The organism is Bradyrhizobium sp. SZCCHNRI3052 (genome assembly GCF_032484895.1).
GTDB lineage: Bacteria > Pseudomonadota > Alphaproteobacteria > Rhizobiales > Xanthobacteraceae > Bradyrhizobium.
Genome location: NZ_JAUETW010000004.1, coordinates 346,681 through 361,237, shown reverse-complemented (window position 1 = coordinate 361,237; position 14,557 = coordinate 346,681). Strand labels below are relative to the sequence as shown.

Annotated in this window: 12 protein-coding genes; 5 read left to right on the top strand and 7 right to left on the bottom strand. The window is 67.4% G+C overall.

Annotated features, from left to right (window positions below; translation table 11 throughout):
• Positions 1-238: 238 nt before the first annotated feature.
• From QW887_RS15275 to argG, 5 genes are all read left to right on the top strand, one after another.
• The gene (locus QW887_RS15275; RefSeq protein WP_315716756.1) at positions 239-850 is read left to right on the top strand and encodes an invasion associated locus B family protein; all 612 of its coding nucleotides are present in this window, start codon (positions 239-241) and stop codon (positions 848-850) included.
• Positions 851-965: 115 nt separating this feature from the next.
• On the top strand, positions 966-2,177 hold the full coding sequence (rlmN, locus tag QW887_RS15270; protein ID WP_315716757.1) for a 23S rRNA (adenine(2503)-C(2))-methyltransferase RlmN: 1,212 nt from the start codon (positions 966-968) through the stop codon (positions 2,175-2,177).
• A 156-nt stretch (positions 2,178-2,333) separates the two neighbouring features.
• Positions 2,334-2,819 (top strand): hypothetical protein, encoded by a 486-nt coding sequence (locus tag QW887_RS15265; protein WP_315716758.1) that lies wholly within the window; start codon positions 2,334-2,336, stop codon positions 2,817-2,819.
• Between the two features lie 46 nt (positions 2,820-2,865).
• Complete coding sequence (locus tag QW887_RS15260) at positions 2,866-3,645, top strand: phosphatase PAP2 family protein (protein WP_315716759.1); 780 nt, start codon at positions 2,866-2,868, stop codon at positions 3,643-3,645.
• A gap of 112 nt (positions 3,646-3,757) precedes the next feature.
• Complete coding sequence (gene argG, locus QW887_RS15255; RefSeq protein ID WP_315716760.1) at positions 3,758-5,095, top strand: argininosuccinate synthase; 1,338 nt, start codon at positions 3,758-3,760, stop codon at positions 5,093-5,095.
• 190 nt (positions 5,096-5,285) lie between these two features.
• Here argG and QW887_RS15250 read toward each other — a convergent pair whose 3' ends face one another.
• The 7 genes from QW887_RS15250 to QW887_RS15220 form a co-directional block, all read right to left on the bottom strand.
• Positions 5,286-7,484 carry an OmpA family protein gene (locus QW887_RS15250; RefSeq protein ID WP_316194670.1) on the bottom strand — a complete coding sequence of 733 codons (2,199 nt, stop codon included), beginning with the start codon at positions 7,482-7,484 and terminating at the stop codon, positions 5,286-5,288.
• A gap of 243 nt (positions 7,485-7,727) precedes the next feature.
• Positions 7,728-7,946 carry a hypothetical protein gene (locus tag QW887_RS15245; RefSeq protein ID WP_316173447.1) on the bottom strand — a complete coding sequence of 73 codons (219 nt, stop codon included), beginning with the start codon at positions 7,944-7,946 and terminating at the stop codon, positions 7,728-7,730.
• The gene (locus tag QW887_RS15240) at positions 7,946-8,431 is read right to left on the bottom strand and encodes a pyridoxamine 5'-phosphate oxidase family protein (protein ID WP_316173449.1); all 486 of its coding nucleotides are present in this window, start codon (positions 8,429-8,431) and stop codon (positions 7,946-7,948) included. The genes QW887_RS15245 and QW887_RS15240 overlap by 1 nt, the downstream gene beginning before the upstream one ends.
• Positions 8,432-8,513: 82 nt before the next feature.
• Positions 8,514-9,341 carry an FkbM family methyltransferase gene (locus QW887_RS15235; protein ID WP_315750535.1) on the bottom strand — a complete coding sequence of 276 codons (828 nt, stop codon included), beginning with the start codon at positions 9,339-9,341 and terminating at the stop codon, positions 8,514-8,516.
• Between the two features lie 118 nt (positions 9,342-9,459).
• Positions 9,460-11,415: an ABC transporter ATP-binding protein/permease gene (locus QW887_RS15230; protein ID WP_315750534.1), complete on the bottom strand. Its 1,956-nt coding sequence runs from the start codon at positions 11,413-11,415 to the stop codon at positions 9,460-9,462.
• Between the two features lie 64 nt (positions 11,416-11,479).
• Positions 11,480-13,630 carry an ATP-binding protein gene (locus QW887_RS15225; protein ID WP_315825705.1) on the bottom strand — a complete coding sequence of 717 codons (2,151 nt, stop codon included), beginning with the start codon at positions 13,628-13,630 and terminating at the stop codon, positions 11,480-11,482.
• A 121-nt stretch (positions 13,631-13,751) separates the two neighbouring features.
• The gene (locus QW887_RS15220) at positions 13,752-14,534 is read right to left on the bottom strand and encodes a succinate dehydrogenase iron-sulfur subunit (RefSeq protein ID WP_315716769.1); all 783 of its coding nucleotides are present in this window, start codon (positions 14,532-14,534) and stop codon (positions 13,752-13,754) included.
• Positions 14,535-14,557: the final 23 nt, after the last annotated feature.

Here is a 14,557-nt window from a genome sequence, read left to right as displayed (position 1 = left end):
GGATCGAGGTCCGGCTTTGGGAACGTCATGCCGGATTTGCCGCCGCGCCACAATCATCATCAGGCCGCGGCAGCTGCGCGGCGCCGGGCCAGGGACGCGGAGCACCGGACAATCCAGCTCTGCGGCCTTTGCAAGCGGTGCATTTAGCCGCTATCCATCGCGACCACGGTCAGCGATTCCGGGCCATTTTCCAGTCACAATATTGGTGGAACGAAGTCGCGGGGGAACTCAACGTATCATGTTGTTCGGGCGATTGTTGACAACGCTGGTCGGCGGCGTGCTGCTGTTCGGAGCTCCGAGCCTCGTAGCGGCACAGAGCGCCGCGCCAAAGGCCGCAGCTCCGCATCCGAAGGCCGCACCGAAATCGGAATCGAAGCCGGCCGTTCCCAACATCGGCGGCGCGGAACCGACGCTGATCGGACAGTTCGGCGGCTGGGGCGCCTATACCGCGATGCCCGGCGGCAAGAAGGTCTGCTTCGCGCTGGCCAAGCCGACATCCTCCAAGACCAATCCGCCCAACCGTCCGCGCGATCCCGCCTATGCCTTCGTGTCGACCCGGCCCTCCGAGAAGGTCTTCAACGAGGTCTCGATCATGATCGGCTATGCGCTGAAGCCGGGATCCGACGCCACGGTGGAGGTCGGCGGAGCCTCCTATGCCATGTATACCCAGGGCGACGGACTTTGGATCAAGAACGCCGCCGAGGAAGAGCGGATGGTCGATGCCATGCGCAAGGCGCCCGAGGCCGTGGTCAAGGGCGTCTCGGCCAAGGGCACGGAGACCACCGACGTGTTCTCACTGAAGGGCCTCGCCCAGGCGCTCGACCGCATCGCGCAGGATTGCCGCCGGTAGACGGCGGCCGCCGGTACCGCTCGTCAGGCGAGTCGCATTTGCCGGCCGGATCGTTATATAAACCCGCTGAACGCCTTCGGCCGCCGCGGCCGGGCAGCACTTTGGGCCCATCGACATGGCAACGACTGCCGGGCTGCGCGACTCCTCTGCGCCCCTCGAAAAGACTCCGCTCGAAACCTACGTCCCGCCGGCGAAGCCCTCGCTGATCGGCCTGTCACGCGCGGAGCTGGCAGCAAGGCTCGGCCAGGTCGGAGTGCCAGAGCGCCAGCAGAAGATGCGGGTGCAGCAGTTGTGGCACTGGATCTATTTCCGGGGCGCCAGGTCGTTCGACGAGATGACATCGGTATCGAAGGACACACGCACCGCGCTGGCCGAACATTTCACGGTCGACCGTCCCGAGGTCGTGGCCGAGCAGATCTCCAACGACGGCACCCGCAAATGGCTGCTGCGGCTGCCGAGCGGCGACAATCTGCAGAAGGCCCACGAGGTCGAGTGCGTCTACATCCCCGAGACCGATCGCGGCACGCTCTGCGTCTCCTCCCAGGTCGGCTGCACGCTCAACTGTTCGTTCTGCCACACCGGCACGCAGCGGCTGGTGCGCAACCTGACGGCCGGCGAGATCGTCGGCCAGGTCATGGTGGCGCGCGACCGGCTGAACGACTGGGCCGACCGCGAGACCCCGCTCGGCAACCGGCTCATCACCAACATCGTCATGATGGGAATGGGCGAGCCGCTGTACAATTTCGACGCGGTGCGCGACGCGCTGCTGATCGTCTCCGACAATGAGGGCATCGGCATCTCCCGCCGCCGCATCACGCTGTCGACCTCCGGCGTGGTGCCGAACATCAAGCGCGCCGGCGAGGAGATCGGCGTGATGCTGGCGATCTCGCTGCATGCGGTTCGCGACGAGCTGCGCAACGAGCTGGTGCCGCTCAACCGCAAACATCCGATCGCCGAGCTGCTGCAGGCCTGCCGCGACTATCCCGGCGCATCCAACGCGCGCCGCATCACCTTCGAATATGTGATGCTCAAGGGCGTCAATGATTCGCTCGACGACGCCCGGCTGCTGGTCAAGCTGCTGAAGGGCATTCCGGCCAAGATCAACCTGATCCCGTTCAATCCCTGGCCCGGCTCGGCGTATGAGTGCTCGGACTGGGAGCAGATCGAGAAGTTCTCGGAATACGTCTTCAACGCGGGCTATTCGTCGCCGGTGCGCACGCCGCGCGGCCGCGACATCCTCGCCGCCTGCGGCCAGTTGAAGTCGGAGACGGAGAAGCTGTCCGCGCGGGAGCGTCAGGCACTGCGCGCGATGGCGATGACGGATTGATGATTGATCGCGCCTGCATCTCCGAACGAGATCGTCATGCCCGGGCTTGACCCGGACGCCATCGATTCATCGACCGAGAGATGGATGGCCGGCTCATGCCGGGCCATGACGAGCGAAGAAAGCGGGGCCTCGCTTGGGTAATACGGGTCTAAAGCCATGGCGCTGATCGGTCGTCTCGTCGTGATCGCGCTCGCGTTTCTTGCCGCGTGCTTCCTCGCGGGGCTGATCGTGGTGACCGCGGTCCTGTTTCCGGAGTTCTCCGATCTCGGCAATGGCCCGATCGATCAGGGCGCGTTCGAGGTCATCATCGGCTTCGGCTTCATCTTCGTGTCGGGCTTCGCGCTGATCCCGGCGCTGCTGATCGCACTGATCACCGAGGCTTTCTCGATCCGCAGCGTGCTCGCCTACGCGATCGGCGGCGGCGTGGTCGGCGCAGCCTGCTATCTCGGCCTGGTCCCGTTCGATCCCGAGACCTTCCGGTTCGAGGGCATCGTGCGTCGCCATCTCGAGATCCTGACCGGGGCCGGCATCGTCGGCGGACTGGTCTATTGGCTGATTGCCGGCCGCAACGCCGGCCGCTGGCGCGAGCCGTCGCCGCGCCTGCCGCCACCGCCGCCATTGCCGTCGGGATCGCCACGTTGAGCCGCCGGCCTTTCCATCGCCATCCGCTTTCGCTAAACCGCGCGCCATGAACCGGACCGGCCTCTTCATCGCATTGTCGCTCGCGCTCGTCATCGGCGTGCTGTTCGGCGTCTTTCCCGAGCTCGACCTCAAGCTGGCCGCGCTGTTCTACGATCCGCGCACGCACAGCTTCCCCGTGAAGCTCGACGGCTATGCTGCGTTCGCGCGCGATGCCGCGATGTGGGTCGCCTGGGGCATCGCGCTGCCGTCCATCGTTGCGCTCGTCGTGAAGCTCGTCCGTCCCGACCGGCCGCTGCTGGTGAAGGGCCGCACCGTGGCGTTCCTGCTGCTGACCTTATCGCTCTCGGCCGGCGTGCTCACCAACTTCACCTTCAAATCCTATTGGGGCCGGCCGCGCCCGGTTGTCGTGGCCGAGTTCGGCGGCGACATGCAGTTCGTGCCGTGGTGGGATCCGCGCGGCGGCTGCGGCCGCAACTGCTCGTTCTTCTCCGGAGAGGGAGCCACCGCATTCTGGACCCTGGCGCCGGCCGCGCTGACGCCGCCCGCGATCCGGCCCGTCGCCTACGGCGCCGCCGTCCTGTTCGGCATCGCCACCTCGGTGTTGCGGATGGCGTTTGGCGGACATTTCTTCACCGACATCGCCGCGGCCGGCCTCGTCACCTTCATCGTGATCTGGCTGCTGCACGGCTACATCTACCGCTGGCCGTCCACCCGCCTCACCGACGCCGGCATCGACGCCGCCCTGACCCGCTTCGCCTGGCCGGGCTTCCGCCTGATGCGCCGGCTGTTCGGCCGCCGTACCGCGGATACCAGCCCCGCGGCCTGAGCGCGGGCCGGTCACCCTCAGTCGCCATTAAAGGCGTGCCCAGCAACGCAAAATCTGTTATTCGCGCCCGAATTTCTGAACGGCGCAGCCACAAACACGGTTGGACTCTCCCATGACCACGATCCTGAAAAGCCTGCCCAAGGGCGAGAAGGTCGGCATCGCCTTTTCCGGCGGTCTCGACACCAGCGCCGCGCTGCTTTGGATGAAGCAGAAGGGCGCGCGTTGCTTTGCCTACACGGCAAATCTCGGGCAACCCGACGAGTCCGACTACGACGAGATCCCGCGCAAGGCGGTGAGCTTCGGGGCCGAGAAGGCGCGCCTCGTGGATTGCCGCACTCAGCTGGTGCATGAGGGCATCGCCGCGATTCAGTCGGGCGCCTTCCACATCTCGACCGGCGGCATCACCTATTTCAACACCACCCCGCTCGGCCGCGCCGTCACCGGCACCATGCTGGTCGCCGCGATGAAGGAGGATGGCGTCAACATCTGGGGCGACGGCTCGACCTACAAGGGCAACGACATCGAGCGCTTCTACCGCTACGGCCTGCTGACCAATCCGAGCCTCAAGATCTACAAGCCCTGGCTCGACCAGCAGTTCATCGACGAGCTCGGCGGCCGCGCCGAGATGTCGGCCTTCCTCACGGCCAACGGCTTCGACTACAAGATGAGCGCCGAGAAGGCGTATTCGACCGACAGCAATCTGCTCGGCGCCACCCACGAGGCCAAGGATCTCGAGAGCCTGAGCAGCGGCATCCGCATCGTCAATCCGATCATGGGCGTGCCGTTCTGGCGCGAGGATTGCTCCGTGAAGCCGGAGACGGTCGTGGTCCGCTTCGAGGAGGGTCAGCCGGTCGCGCTGAACGGCCAGAGCTTCAGCGATCCCGTGGCGCTGTTCCTGGAGGCCAACGCGATCGGCGGCCGTCATGGTCTCGGCATGAGCGACCAGATCGAGAACCGCATCATCGAAGCCAAGAGCCGCGGCATCTACGAGGCGCCGGGCATGGCGCTGCTGCACATCGCCTATGAGCGGCTCGTCACTGGCATCCACAACGAGGATACGATCGAGCAGTACCGCATCAGCGGCATGCGCCTCGGTCGCCTGCTCTATCAGGGCCGGTGGTTCGATTCGCAGGCGCTGATGCTGCGCGAGACCGCGCAGCGCTGGGTGGCGCGCGCCGTCACCGGTGAGGTGACCCTGGAGCTGCGCCGCGGCAACGACTACTCGATCCTCAACACCGAGAGCCCCAACCTGACCTACCAGCCGGAGCGGCTGAGCATGGAGAAGGTCGAGGACGCCGCGTTCACGCCTGCCGACCGCATCGGCCAGCTGACGATGCGCAATCTCGACATCACCGACACCCGCTCCAAGCTGAAGCTCTATTCGGACACGGGGCTGCTGTCGGGCGCGGACGGCGCTCAGATCTTCCAGCTCGGCCACGACAAGGGCTGAAGCGAGGTCTCTGGGCGAGACGCGCACCCGCTTTCGCCGGTGTCGTCCCTGCAGCTCGCGCAAAACTCGATCCTGTGAGTATGGGTCCCCACGTTCGCGGGCACGAGATCGAGTTGGCCGCGACAGATTGCCACCAACAAAAAATGGCCGGGATCGCTCCCGGCCATTTTCATTTTCGCTCAGTCGCGTCTCACCGCGGCGGCGCGACGCCCGGAGGTGGCGGCGGCAGGGCGGCCTGGCCGCCATTGAGCAGCGGCGTGATGCGGCGGACCGTGACGCGGCGGTTGATGCGGCTCGGCCCCTGCGTCTGCTCCTTCAGGTACTGCGCGCCGTAACCCTGCGAGGTCAGGTTCTCGGCCGGCACGCCGAACTGCTGCGTGAGCAAGGTGGCGGCCGACTCGGCGCGGCGATCCGAGAGCGACAGATTGTCGGTGTCGTTGCCGACCGCGTCGGTGTGGCCCTCGATCAGGAAGACCTCGCGCGGGTTGCGCTGGATCGCCTGGTTGAGGCCGTCGGCGATGACCTGCAGCTTCGCCACCTGGTCGGGACTGATCTCCCACGATCCGGTCTCGAAGGTAATCGTGTTGAGATCGATCGACGGCATCAGCTGTCGCACCGATGGGGAGTAGCGGACCTCGTCGAGCGAGTAGCGGCGCTGGACGCGCTCCACCGGCGGCGCGATCAGCGTGTCGTAGATGACATCCGGCTCGGCCTCATCCGCGTCGACGATGTAGCGGTTGTAGGGGATGCGGATCTCCGGCGGCGGCAGGTCGACGTAGAAGCCGCCGACCGCCTGGGGATCGCGGTAGGTGTTGTCGATGATGATGATCTCGCGGCCACCGATGTCGCGGCGGATGCGGCGCAGCAGCCGGCCGTCCGGCGCGGTGATCGTGACGATCTGGCTACCGTCGGGACGGATCACCACCGTGCGCGTCTCTCCCCGCTCCTGCTGGACGCGGATGTCCCGCGCGCCGTAGCGGAAGCGCTCAAGCTCGTCATGACGCACGAACTCCTGACCGCTCGGATCGCGCACGATGACGCGGCCCGGCTCGTAGATCAGCGTGCGACCGCCCTCCTGGACCTCGCGGCGCTGGCCGCGGAAATCGTCCAGCCGCTGCGGCCCCGCCAACGGCGCGCCGGGCGCGATCGGCGTGAGCTGCTGTGCCGTCGGCGGCGGCGGCGCCGGGATGGGCGCAGTGACCTGCGGCGGCGGCCGATTGGACATGGCCGGGGGGCCGGCTGGCGGCACAGCGCCAGGACCGGCCTGCGGCGCGCCGGCGGGTCCCGGACCCGGTCCGGCAGCACCAGGACCTGCCGCCGGAGGCGGACCACCCGGGGCTCCTGGGGGCGTCCCCGGACGTCCGCCGGGCGGGCTCCCGGCTGCGGGCGGCGTGCCTTGCTGCGACGGCGTCTGGGTGGCCGCAGGCGCGGGTGGCGCCGGCGGAGTTCCCGGAGCAGGCGCGACGGTGCCGGCCGGCGGCGTCGGCGCGCCGCGTGGCGGGGGTGCTCCCTGGGGAGCACCAGGCGGCGGAGCGCCGGCACCTGGCTGTGTCGGCGGCCGCTGCCCGGGGCCAACCGGAGGAGTCGGAGCCGGCGTCGGCTGCGGAGACGGCGCCGCGGACGGAGCCGGCGAGTGCGCAGGCGGCGACGCGTTCCCGGCCGCTGGCGACGAAGGCGGGGGTGTCACGGCTGACGGCGGCGTTCCCGGCCGCAGGTTCGGTGCCGGACTCGGCGGAGGTGGCGGGGCGGGCGTGGCTACGGGCGGCGTGGGCGGCGTTGGACGCGCGGGAGCAGCCGTCGGCGGGGGCGCAGGCGGAGTCGCAGGACGTGCTGGCTCACGCGGCGGCCCCGGCGGAGGCGCTGGAGGCGGCGGCGTATGCACCGGCGGAGCCGCAACAGGTGGCGCTGGACGCGCCGGCGGAGGTGCAGGCGGCTCAGCCCGTGGAGGCGGCGGTGCCGAATGTGGCGGCTCAGCCCGCGGCGGCGGAGCAGCCGGACGTGGTGGCTCGGCCCGTGGCGGAGGGGGCGGTGGGGGCGCCGGACGCGGCGGCTCGGCCCGCGGCGGAGCAGGCGGTGGTGGAGGGGGTGCGGGACGCGGGGCCGCTGCCGGTGGCGGCGCGGGCGGTGGAGGCGCTGGGCGTGGAGCAGCGGCCGGCGGCGGCGCGGGAGGCGGCGGAGGCGCAGCCTGATGCGGTGGCGGCGCGCCTGGGCCAGGTCGCTGCGGCTGCCCCTGCGGCTGCTGTTTCGGCCGGCCGTCTGGACCGACTTCGCCGCCGCCCGGGCCTTGGGCGACGATCATCGGCGCCCCCTGCGCATGGGAGCCGGAGCTCATTAGTTGCATCGCCGACAGCGCAGTCGTCGCCAGCAGCAGGACGCGAAGTTTGCTCATGTGTCTTGTTTTCCCGGAACGATCTTTTTCAAGCACGGAGAGATCAACAAGTATGCGTTAGGCCGGATTGTGGCGCAGTTCAAATCCGCAGGCGGATTTATTTCGACGCGAAGCCACCCCCGCAGGGCCGCCATTCAGGTTTCATTCAGCCTTGATTTTCAAGGGCTTGGCGCAGCCGCAGGGCTGCGGGACAGGCCCGCGACCAAGCCCTGGCGGGCGATCATCATGACCGTCCAATCGCGGTCAATCCGTGGCCGGATTCGGTGTGGTGGGACCGAGCGGCCCCCGGCCGGGGATTTCGTCCGGCGTCTGCCCTGGCAGCTCTTGCGGCGGCGCCGGCGCATCGGGTTCGTAGACCGGCGGCGGAATGTCGGGCTGCGGATTGCCGACGGGATCCTCCGGCGGCGGTTCGACCGGGCGGCCCGGCGTCGCCGGCGGAATCTCTGGCGGTTCGATCGGCATCACATCGCGACCTTTCGATTGTCGCCGAGGTCGGGACGCGTGCCTGTCACCGCGGCCGCCGCCATCTTGACGTAGCTCACGACCGTGCCGGGGGAATCCCAGAATTCGGCGTCGTCGGGCGTGATCTTCAAGAGGCGGATGTTCGGATCCTCGGCGCTGTCCCACCAGGCCTTGGCCGGCGTTGAGAACAGCTCCCGGATCTTGCCGCGATCGTTGGAAATGGCCGCCGTACCCGTGAGCGACACGTACTTCTGGTTGCCGGCGTCCGCGAACGACAGATTGACCTGCGGCGATCGCGCGATCTCCTCGTCCTTGTGATGCCGCGCGTCGGTGAGAAAATAGATCGTGTTCTCGCCGCGCGCGAGATACGCGCTCATCGGCCGTGCCCGCAGCCTGTCACCGTCGCGGGTGACCAGCATCGCAAAGCCGATCTTCTTCATCAGGTCCCAAACGCGGTCCTGGTCGCGCGCGTCGTCATTGCTCATGGTCGGCTCCCTCAATGTCAGGGGCGACAACGCCGCGTGGGGCGCCGATGTTCCGGACGCGCCCGGGGAAAGCGAACGCCGTTCAGCCGCGCAGCAGCAGCGTATTGCTGCGCGTGCGGCCGCTCTCACGGTAACCGCGACCGAGCATGTCGGCGAGACAATCGTTCTGCCATTCGTCGCGCGACAGGTGTTCGATGACGACGGCACGCGGCCATAACGCGGCAGGCGCGTCACGGAAGAAGCCGGTCAGCACGCGGTCCTCAAAACCTTCCACGTCGATCTTCAGCGCATCAACCCTGGTCGCTCCGGCCTGTGCGAGAATGGTCTGCAGCCGCAACGACGGCACCTTGAACGCTTCCGCTCCGGCCTCGCCGGTCACGATGTGACTGGCGCCGAGATTGTCCCCATCGGTCTCGATCATCACCTCGCCATCGCTCTCACCCGCTGCCACCGCGAGCAGCCTGACCTGGGGCAGCGCGGACGCAGCACGGTTGAAGCTCAGCCGCGCATGCGTGACCGGATGCGGCTCCACTGCGATCACGAGGCCATCAGGCCCGACGTGACGGGCAAGCGGCAAGGCGAACGTTCCGACATTGGCGCCGACATCCACCACCACGCCGCCCGGCGGAACGTGGCTGCGCAGGAAATCCAGCTCCTCGCGATTGTAGTCGGGATTGAACAGTGCACCGCGCTCGGTCGCACTGACCTGATGGTAGAAACGGAAATTGGCGCCCTGATAGCCGACGTCGACGGGGCCTGCTCCGAGCATGTTGACGACACGCGTCAACATCGGCCGGAACGCGCCGCGCTTCAGCCCGGAGCCGTGCGCCATGCGGATCACCAGCGCCTGGGCGGCATTCGGAGCGAAGGCACCAAAGGGGGGCGGAGAAGGATCGTTGTCGGGCGTCAAGGTCGCGTCCTGGGCTGAGGGCGACGTGTGATAGCTGGTTTCGCCGCGATCTCCAATGCAGGCGGCGTGGCCGCATTGTGTCGTCTCCAGGACCGCGCTGAGGCAACGCCCGAGCCGTTCAGGCCGCCTTGCGCTGACGCAGGAAGCGGCCGATGAGGCGGCGCTTCCCCTTGCGCGGAATGAGATCGATGTCGCTGACGAGCTTGGCGCCGCCCTTGCGCCGTTCGAGCACGATCTTGCGGCTGTGGAAGGCCTCGAGCTCCGCCCGATGCGCCACGCTGACGATGGTCGCCTTCGGCAGCTCGCTCGTCACCATCTCCATCATCTTGTCCTGGCTCTTCTCGTCGAGCGCGGAGGTGGCTTCATCGAGCACGACGATGTCGGGGCTGTGGAGCAGCAGGCGCGCGAAGGCGAGACGCTGCTTCTCGCCGCCGGAGAGCGTCTGATCCCAGGGCGCGTCCTCCTCGATCTTGTCCTTGAGATGGTCGAGACCGACCTTGTGCAGGGCTTCGCCGACCTGCGCCACGCTCCAATCCTCGGCAGCCCCGGGATAGGCGACGGCCCGGCGCAGGGTGCCCGATGGCACGTAGGGTCGCTGCGGCAGCATGAACAGCTTGCGGTCGGGGTGAAAGTTGATGCTGCCGCCGCCCCACGGCCACAGCCCGGCGATGGCGCGCACGAGCGTGCTCTTGCCGGTGCCGGATTCGCCCGCGACGAGCAGGCGCTCGCCGGGATCGACCACGACCTCGGTCTCGCCGACCACGGCGGTGCCGTCGTCGAGCGTCACCTGCAGATCATTCAGACTTAGCATCGCGTCGCCGGTGGTCTCGCCGCGCTTGATGCGGCCGATGCCGTCGCCTCTCTCGGCACGTTCCAGCGCATCGAGCGACATCATCAGCGAGGCGATACGGCGGGCACAGGCATTCCAATCCGCGAGCCGCGGATAGTTGTCGACCAGCCAGCCGAACGCGGTCTGCACGATCGTGAACGCGCTCGCCGCCTGCATCACCTGCCCGAGCGTCATGCTGCCGTCGAGAAATTTCGGCGCGCACAGCAGCAGCGGCACGACAGGGGCGATGAGGCTGGAGCCCTGCGACACCAGGGTGGTGCGCATGTGCTGGCCGGCGAGCCGCGCCCATTGCTGCAGCACGTTACCGAACGTCCGGTCGATGCCGGCGCGCTCTTCGGTCTCGCCGCCGAGCAGGGCGATGCTCTCGCCGTTTTCGCGGACGCGGGTCAGGGTGTAGCGGAAATCGGCCTCGGCCTGGTTCTTGTCCTCGGAGACCTGCACGAAGCGGCGGCCGATCGTCATGATCGAGCCCGAGGCGATGGCGGCGTAGGCGATCGCGGCAATGACCAGAAAACCGGGAATGGTGATCTCAGTGGCGCCGAGATGCAGCGTCAGCGCGCCGCCGATGGTCCAGAGCACGACGATGAAGGTCGCAGCCGACAGCAGCGCCGAGGTCACGCCGGCGATGAAGTCGACCGGCGAATCGGTCGCGATGCGCAGGTCCTCGGCGATCCGGTATTCCGGATTCTTGTGGTCGCCGCTGACGAGATTGAGCTGATAGTAGCGCCCGCTGGCCAGCCAGCGGGTGACGACGCTGTTGGTCAGCCAGGCGCGCCAGCGCCGCTGGATCGACATGCGCGCATAGACCTGGGCGACCCCGAGTATGACGCTGCCGATCGCGAGCGGGAAGAAGATCGCGGTGAGATGAAAGACCGTCGCCGAATCGCGTTTCTCGATCGCATCGAAGATCGACCGATTCCAGACGTTGATGCCGTACTGAAATCCGACAGTCGCAACGATCAGGAACAGCAGCCCGATCGTGAATGCCCACGCCAGACGGTCGCCGCTCTGGCCCCAATAACCGCGGGCGCTGATCCAGAACCGCGTCAGCAGATAGCGCTTGCGCAGCTGCTCTGCCTCTTCGGGCGACAGCTCCGGATCAGGCTCCACCAGTTCGGGCGGCGGCGGCTCAACCTGGGCGCCATTCTCGGCCGCGATCTCGATGATCGGCGCCTTCTCGGGCGCCTGTGCCGGCGGCCGCGCGGTGTCCTGAACCTGTCCCATCGCGCGATAACAGCAGTGCGAACAGAAGGTTCCCGGCTTGGTTCCCGCGCGATGCGCGCCGGTTTCAGGGCACCTGCGTGTTCGGCGCCATTGGTGGGGCGCGATACAGCGGCACCGGAACGACCTTGTTCAGCACGCGCGACAATTCCTCGATCGAATAGGGTTTGCGCAGCAGCTCGAAGCCATGCGTGCCCTGCTGCGCCAGCACATGGCTGTAGCCACTCGCGAGCACGACCGGCACGTTGAGCTCGAGCCGCCTGATTTCCTCGGCAAGTTCCAGCCCAGTCATGCCGGGCATCACGACATCGGTGAAGACGACGTCGAACCGGCTGGTGCCGCTGATCAGCTCCTCCAGCGCGTCTCTGGCGTTGTCGACCAGCGTGGTCCGATAGCCGAGCTCGGCCAGCGCTTCGGTCGCCGACCTGCCGACGTCGATGTTGTCCTCGACCACCAGCACCGACATGCCTCGACCGTCGATCGGCTCCGCATGGCTGCCGTCCTCGCCGCGCTGCACCTGGGCTGGAGCGACGCGCGGCAGATAGAGCGTGAACGTCGCGCCGCGGCCCGGCTGGCTCATGACCCCGATTTCGCCGCCGGACTGCTTGGCGAAGCCGAAGACCTGCGAGAGACCGAGGCCGGTGCCCTGGCCGATGGTCTTGGTCGTGAAGAACGGCTCGAAGATGCGTCCGAAATGCTCCGACGGGATGCCGACGCCGGTGTCCTGGACGGTGATGGCGACATAGCCCAGCGGCGGACGGTCGTGCGGCGCCGCCGGCGTCGGCAGCGCCGCTGCAGGGGCGACGGTGATGCTGAGACGTCCCTGGCCGGCCATCGCATCGCGGGCATTGACGGCCAGGTTGATCAGTGCCGTCTCGAACTGGCCAGCGTCGGAATTGACGTAGCACGGCTCGTCGGGAACGGAGACCGCGACCTCGACGCGTGACCCGACCAGGGTCTTGGTCATGTCGCGCAGGGTGACGACGCTGCGGCAGATGTCGAAGACCTCCGGCTTCAGCGTCTGGCGACGGGCGAACGCGAGGAGCTGCGACGTGAGCTTCGATGCGCGCGCTACCGTATCCGAGATCGCGTCGATATAGCGCTGCCGCCGTTCATCAGCCAGATTCGGCCGGCGCAACAGGTCGGCTGAGGCCCGGATCACGGTCAGCAGATTGTTGAAGTCGTGCGCGACGCCGCCGGTCAATTGTCCGAGCGCCTCCATGCGCTGACCGTGCTTGAGCGCATCCTCGGCCTCGAGGCGGCGGGCGGCCTCGACATGCAGGCGCTCGGTCCGCCGCTGGGCAAGGGCCAGGAAGACGATGAGCAGCGCGGTTGCCGGGATGCCGAAGATGAGATGCCGGCCGATCGTGCCGAGCCAGCGGTTGCGGATGGTCGACGTCGCAAGCCCTGCCGAGACGTAGACGGGATAGCCGCCGAGCCGCTGATACCCGACGAGACGCTCGACGCCATCGACCGGCGAGATCTCGGTGACGAGCTGCTCCGTATCTGCGGCCCGGGCGGCGATGTCGCTGGGCCCCGCAGCCGCGCTTCGCCCGCCGGCCGGGAAGCGCGCCAGAACGAGACCATCGAAGCGGCGCAGCGCGAAGTAGCTGCCCGGCGCCCGGCCGATCCGGGCATAGAAGTGCTCGAAATAATCCGGAAGCACCGAGGCCTGGATGATACCGGTGAAGCTGCCGTCGTCGCTCTGGCGGCGGCGGCTGATGCTGAAGAACGGCGCGCCTTGATAGGGCGGCCGCGGCGTCAACTGCGCGCCGATGAAGGTGCCGATGCTGTCCTTGACGTGGGCGCTGAAGTAGTCGCGGTCGAGGAACGTCATGTCCGGCGCCGGATAGATCATGCTGTTGACCAGCGGCCGGCCATTGGCGTCGAACACCCAGGCGGACTTCATCTGCGGCAGCGCGTCCGACAATTGTCGCAACCGGGCATGCAGCACCTGCTCGCGCGCCTTGATGTCGGCATCCGACAGATCGCGGACGACCTCGTCGATCTCCGAGAGGCTGCGCTCGATCGTCTCGAACACCTTCAGCGCGTGCTCGTGGACGATTTCGAGCGAGCGGCGGATCTCGCGATCGGCCTCCTCATACGTCGTGCCGTGGGATACGTAGGCCGTGATCACGAACAGCGCGACGGGAAGCGCGAGGGACGCGACCATCATCCAGCGCAGCATCGTCATCGATTTGCGTTGTGCGGTCTGCACGGTCGCTCCGGCTTCAAAGGGCCACGAGCTTAACGCAATCGACGGCAGCTACAAACTAGCCGCGCCCGAAACTTGCACCGGTATCGGGCGCGGAAGGTGAGATCGAAAGCCGCCCGTCAGGCTAGATCTGCCGCTCGACCAGCTTGAACTTGAGTTCCGCGATCGCCTCGGCGGGGTTGAGCCCCTTCGGGCAGGCCTTGGCGCAGTTCATGATGGTGTGGCAGCGGTACAGCCGGAACGGGTCCTCGAGATTGTCGAGCCGCTCGCCGGTGGCTTCGTCCCGGCTGTCCTTGACCCAGCGCGTCGCCTGCAGCAGAGCGGCGGGTCCGAGATAGCGCTCGCTGTTCCACCAGTAGCTCGGGCACGAGGTCGAGCAGCAGGCGCACAGGATGCACTCGTAAAGGCCGTCGAGCTTCTCGCGATCCTCGTGGCTCTGCCGCCATTCCTTCTGCGGCGTCGGCGAGGTCGTCTTCAGCCACGGCTCGATCGAGGCGTATTGCGCGTAGAAATTGGTGAGGTCCGGCACCAGGTCCTTCACGACAGGCTGATGCGGCAGCGGATTGATCTTGACCGCGCCGTCCTTCACGTCGTGCATCGACTTGGTGCAGGCCAGCGTGTTCTGGCCGTCGATATTCATCGCGCAGGAGCCGCACACGCCCTCGCGGCAGGAGCGGCGGAAGGTGAGCGACGGATCGATGTGGTTCTTGATCCAGATCAGCCCGTCCAGCACCATCGGGCCGCAATCGTTGACGTCGACGTAGAAGGTATCGACGCTCGGATTCTTGCCGTCGTCCGGATTCCAGCGATAGACCTTGAACTCGCGGACCTCGGTGGCGCCGGCCGGCTTGGGCCAGGTCTTGCCGCCGGTGATCTGAGAATTCTTCGGAAGTGCGAACTCAGCCATTTCGGAAGGCCTTCTTGGGTTTG

What these genes read in the sequence shown, in the direction of transcription:
- QW887_RS15275 (WP_315716756.1), top strand. Translation starts at nt 239, where the DNA reads ATGTTGTTCGGGCGATTGTTGACAACGCTGGTCGGCGGCGTGCTGCTG.
- rlmN (WP_315716757.1), top strand. Translation starts at nt 966, where the DNA reads ATGGCAACGACTGCCGGGCTGCGCGACTCCTCTGCGCCCCTCGAAAAG.
- QW887_RS15265 (WP_315716758.1), top strand. Translation starts at nt 2,334, where the DNA reads ATGGCGCTGATCGGTCGTCTCGTCGTGATCGCGCTCGCGTTTCTTGCC.
- QW887_RS15260 (WP_315716759.1), top strand. Translation starts at nt 2,866, where the DNA reads ATGAACCGGACCGGCCTCTTCATCGCATTGTCGCTCGCGCTCGTCATC.
- argG (WP_315716760.1), top strand. Translation starts at nt 3,758, where the DNA reads ATGACCACGATCCTGAAAAGCCTGCCCAAGGGCGAGAAGGTCGGCATC.
- QW887_RS15250 (WP_316194670.1), bottom strand. Translation starts at nt 7,484, where the DNA reads ATGAGCAAACTTCGCGTCCTGCTGCTGGCGACGACTGCGCTGTCGGCG.
- QW887_RS15245 (WP_316173447.1), bottom strand. Translation starts at nt 7,946, where the DNA reads ATGCCGATCGAACCGCCAGAGATTCCGCCGGCGACGCCGGGCCGCCCG.
- QW887_RS15240 (WP_316173449.1), bottom strand. Translation starts at nt 8,431, where the DNA reads ATGAGCAATGACGACGCGCGCGACCAGGACCGCGTTTGGGACCTGATG.
- QW887_RS15230 (WP_315750534.1), bottom strand. Translation starts at nt 11,415, where the DNA reads ATGGGACAGGTTCAGGACACCGCGCGGCCGCCGGCACAGGCGCCCGAG.
- QW887_RS15220 (WP_315716769.1), bottom strand. Translation starts at nt 14,534, where the DNA reads ATGGCTGAGTTCGCACTTCCGAAGAATTCTCAGATCACCGGCGGCAAG.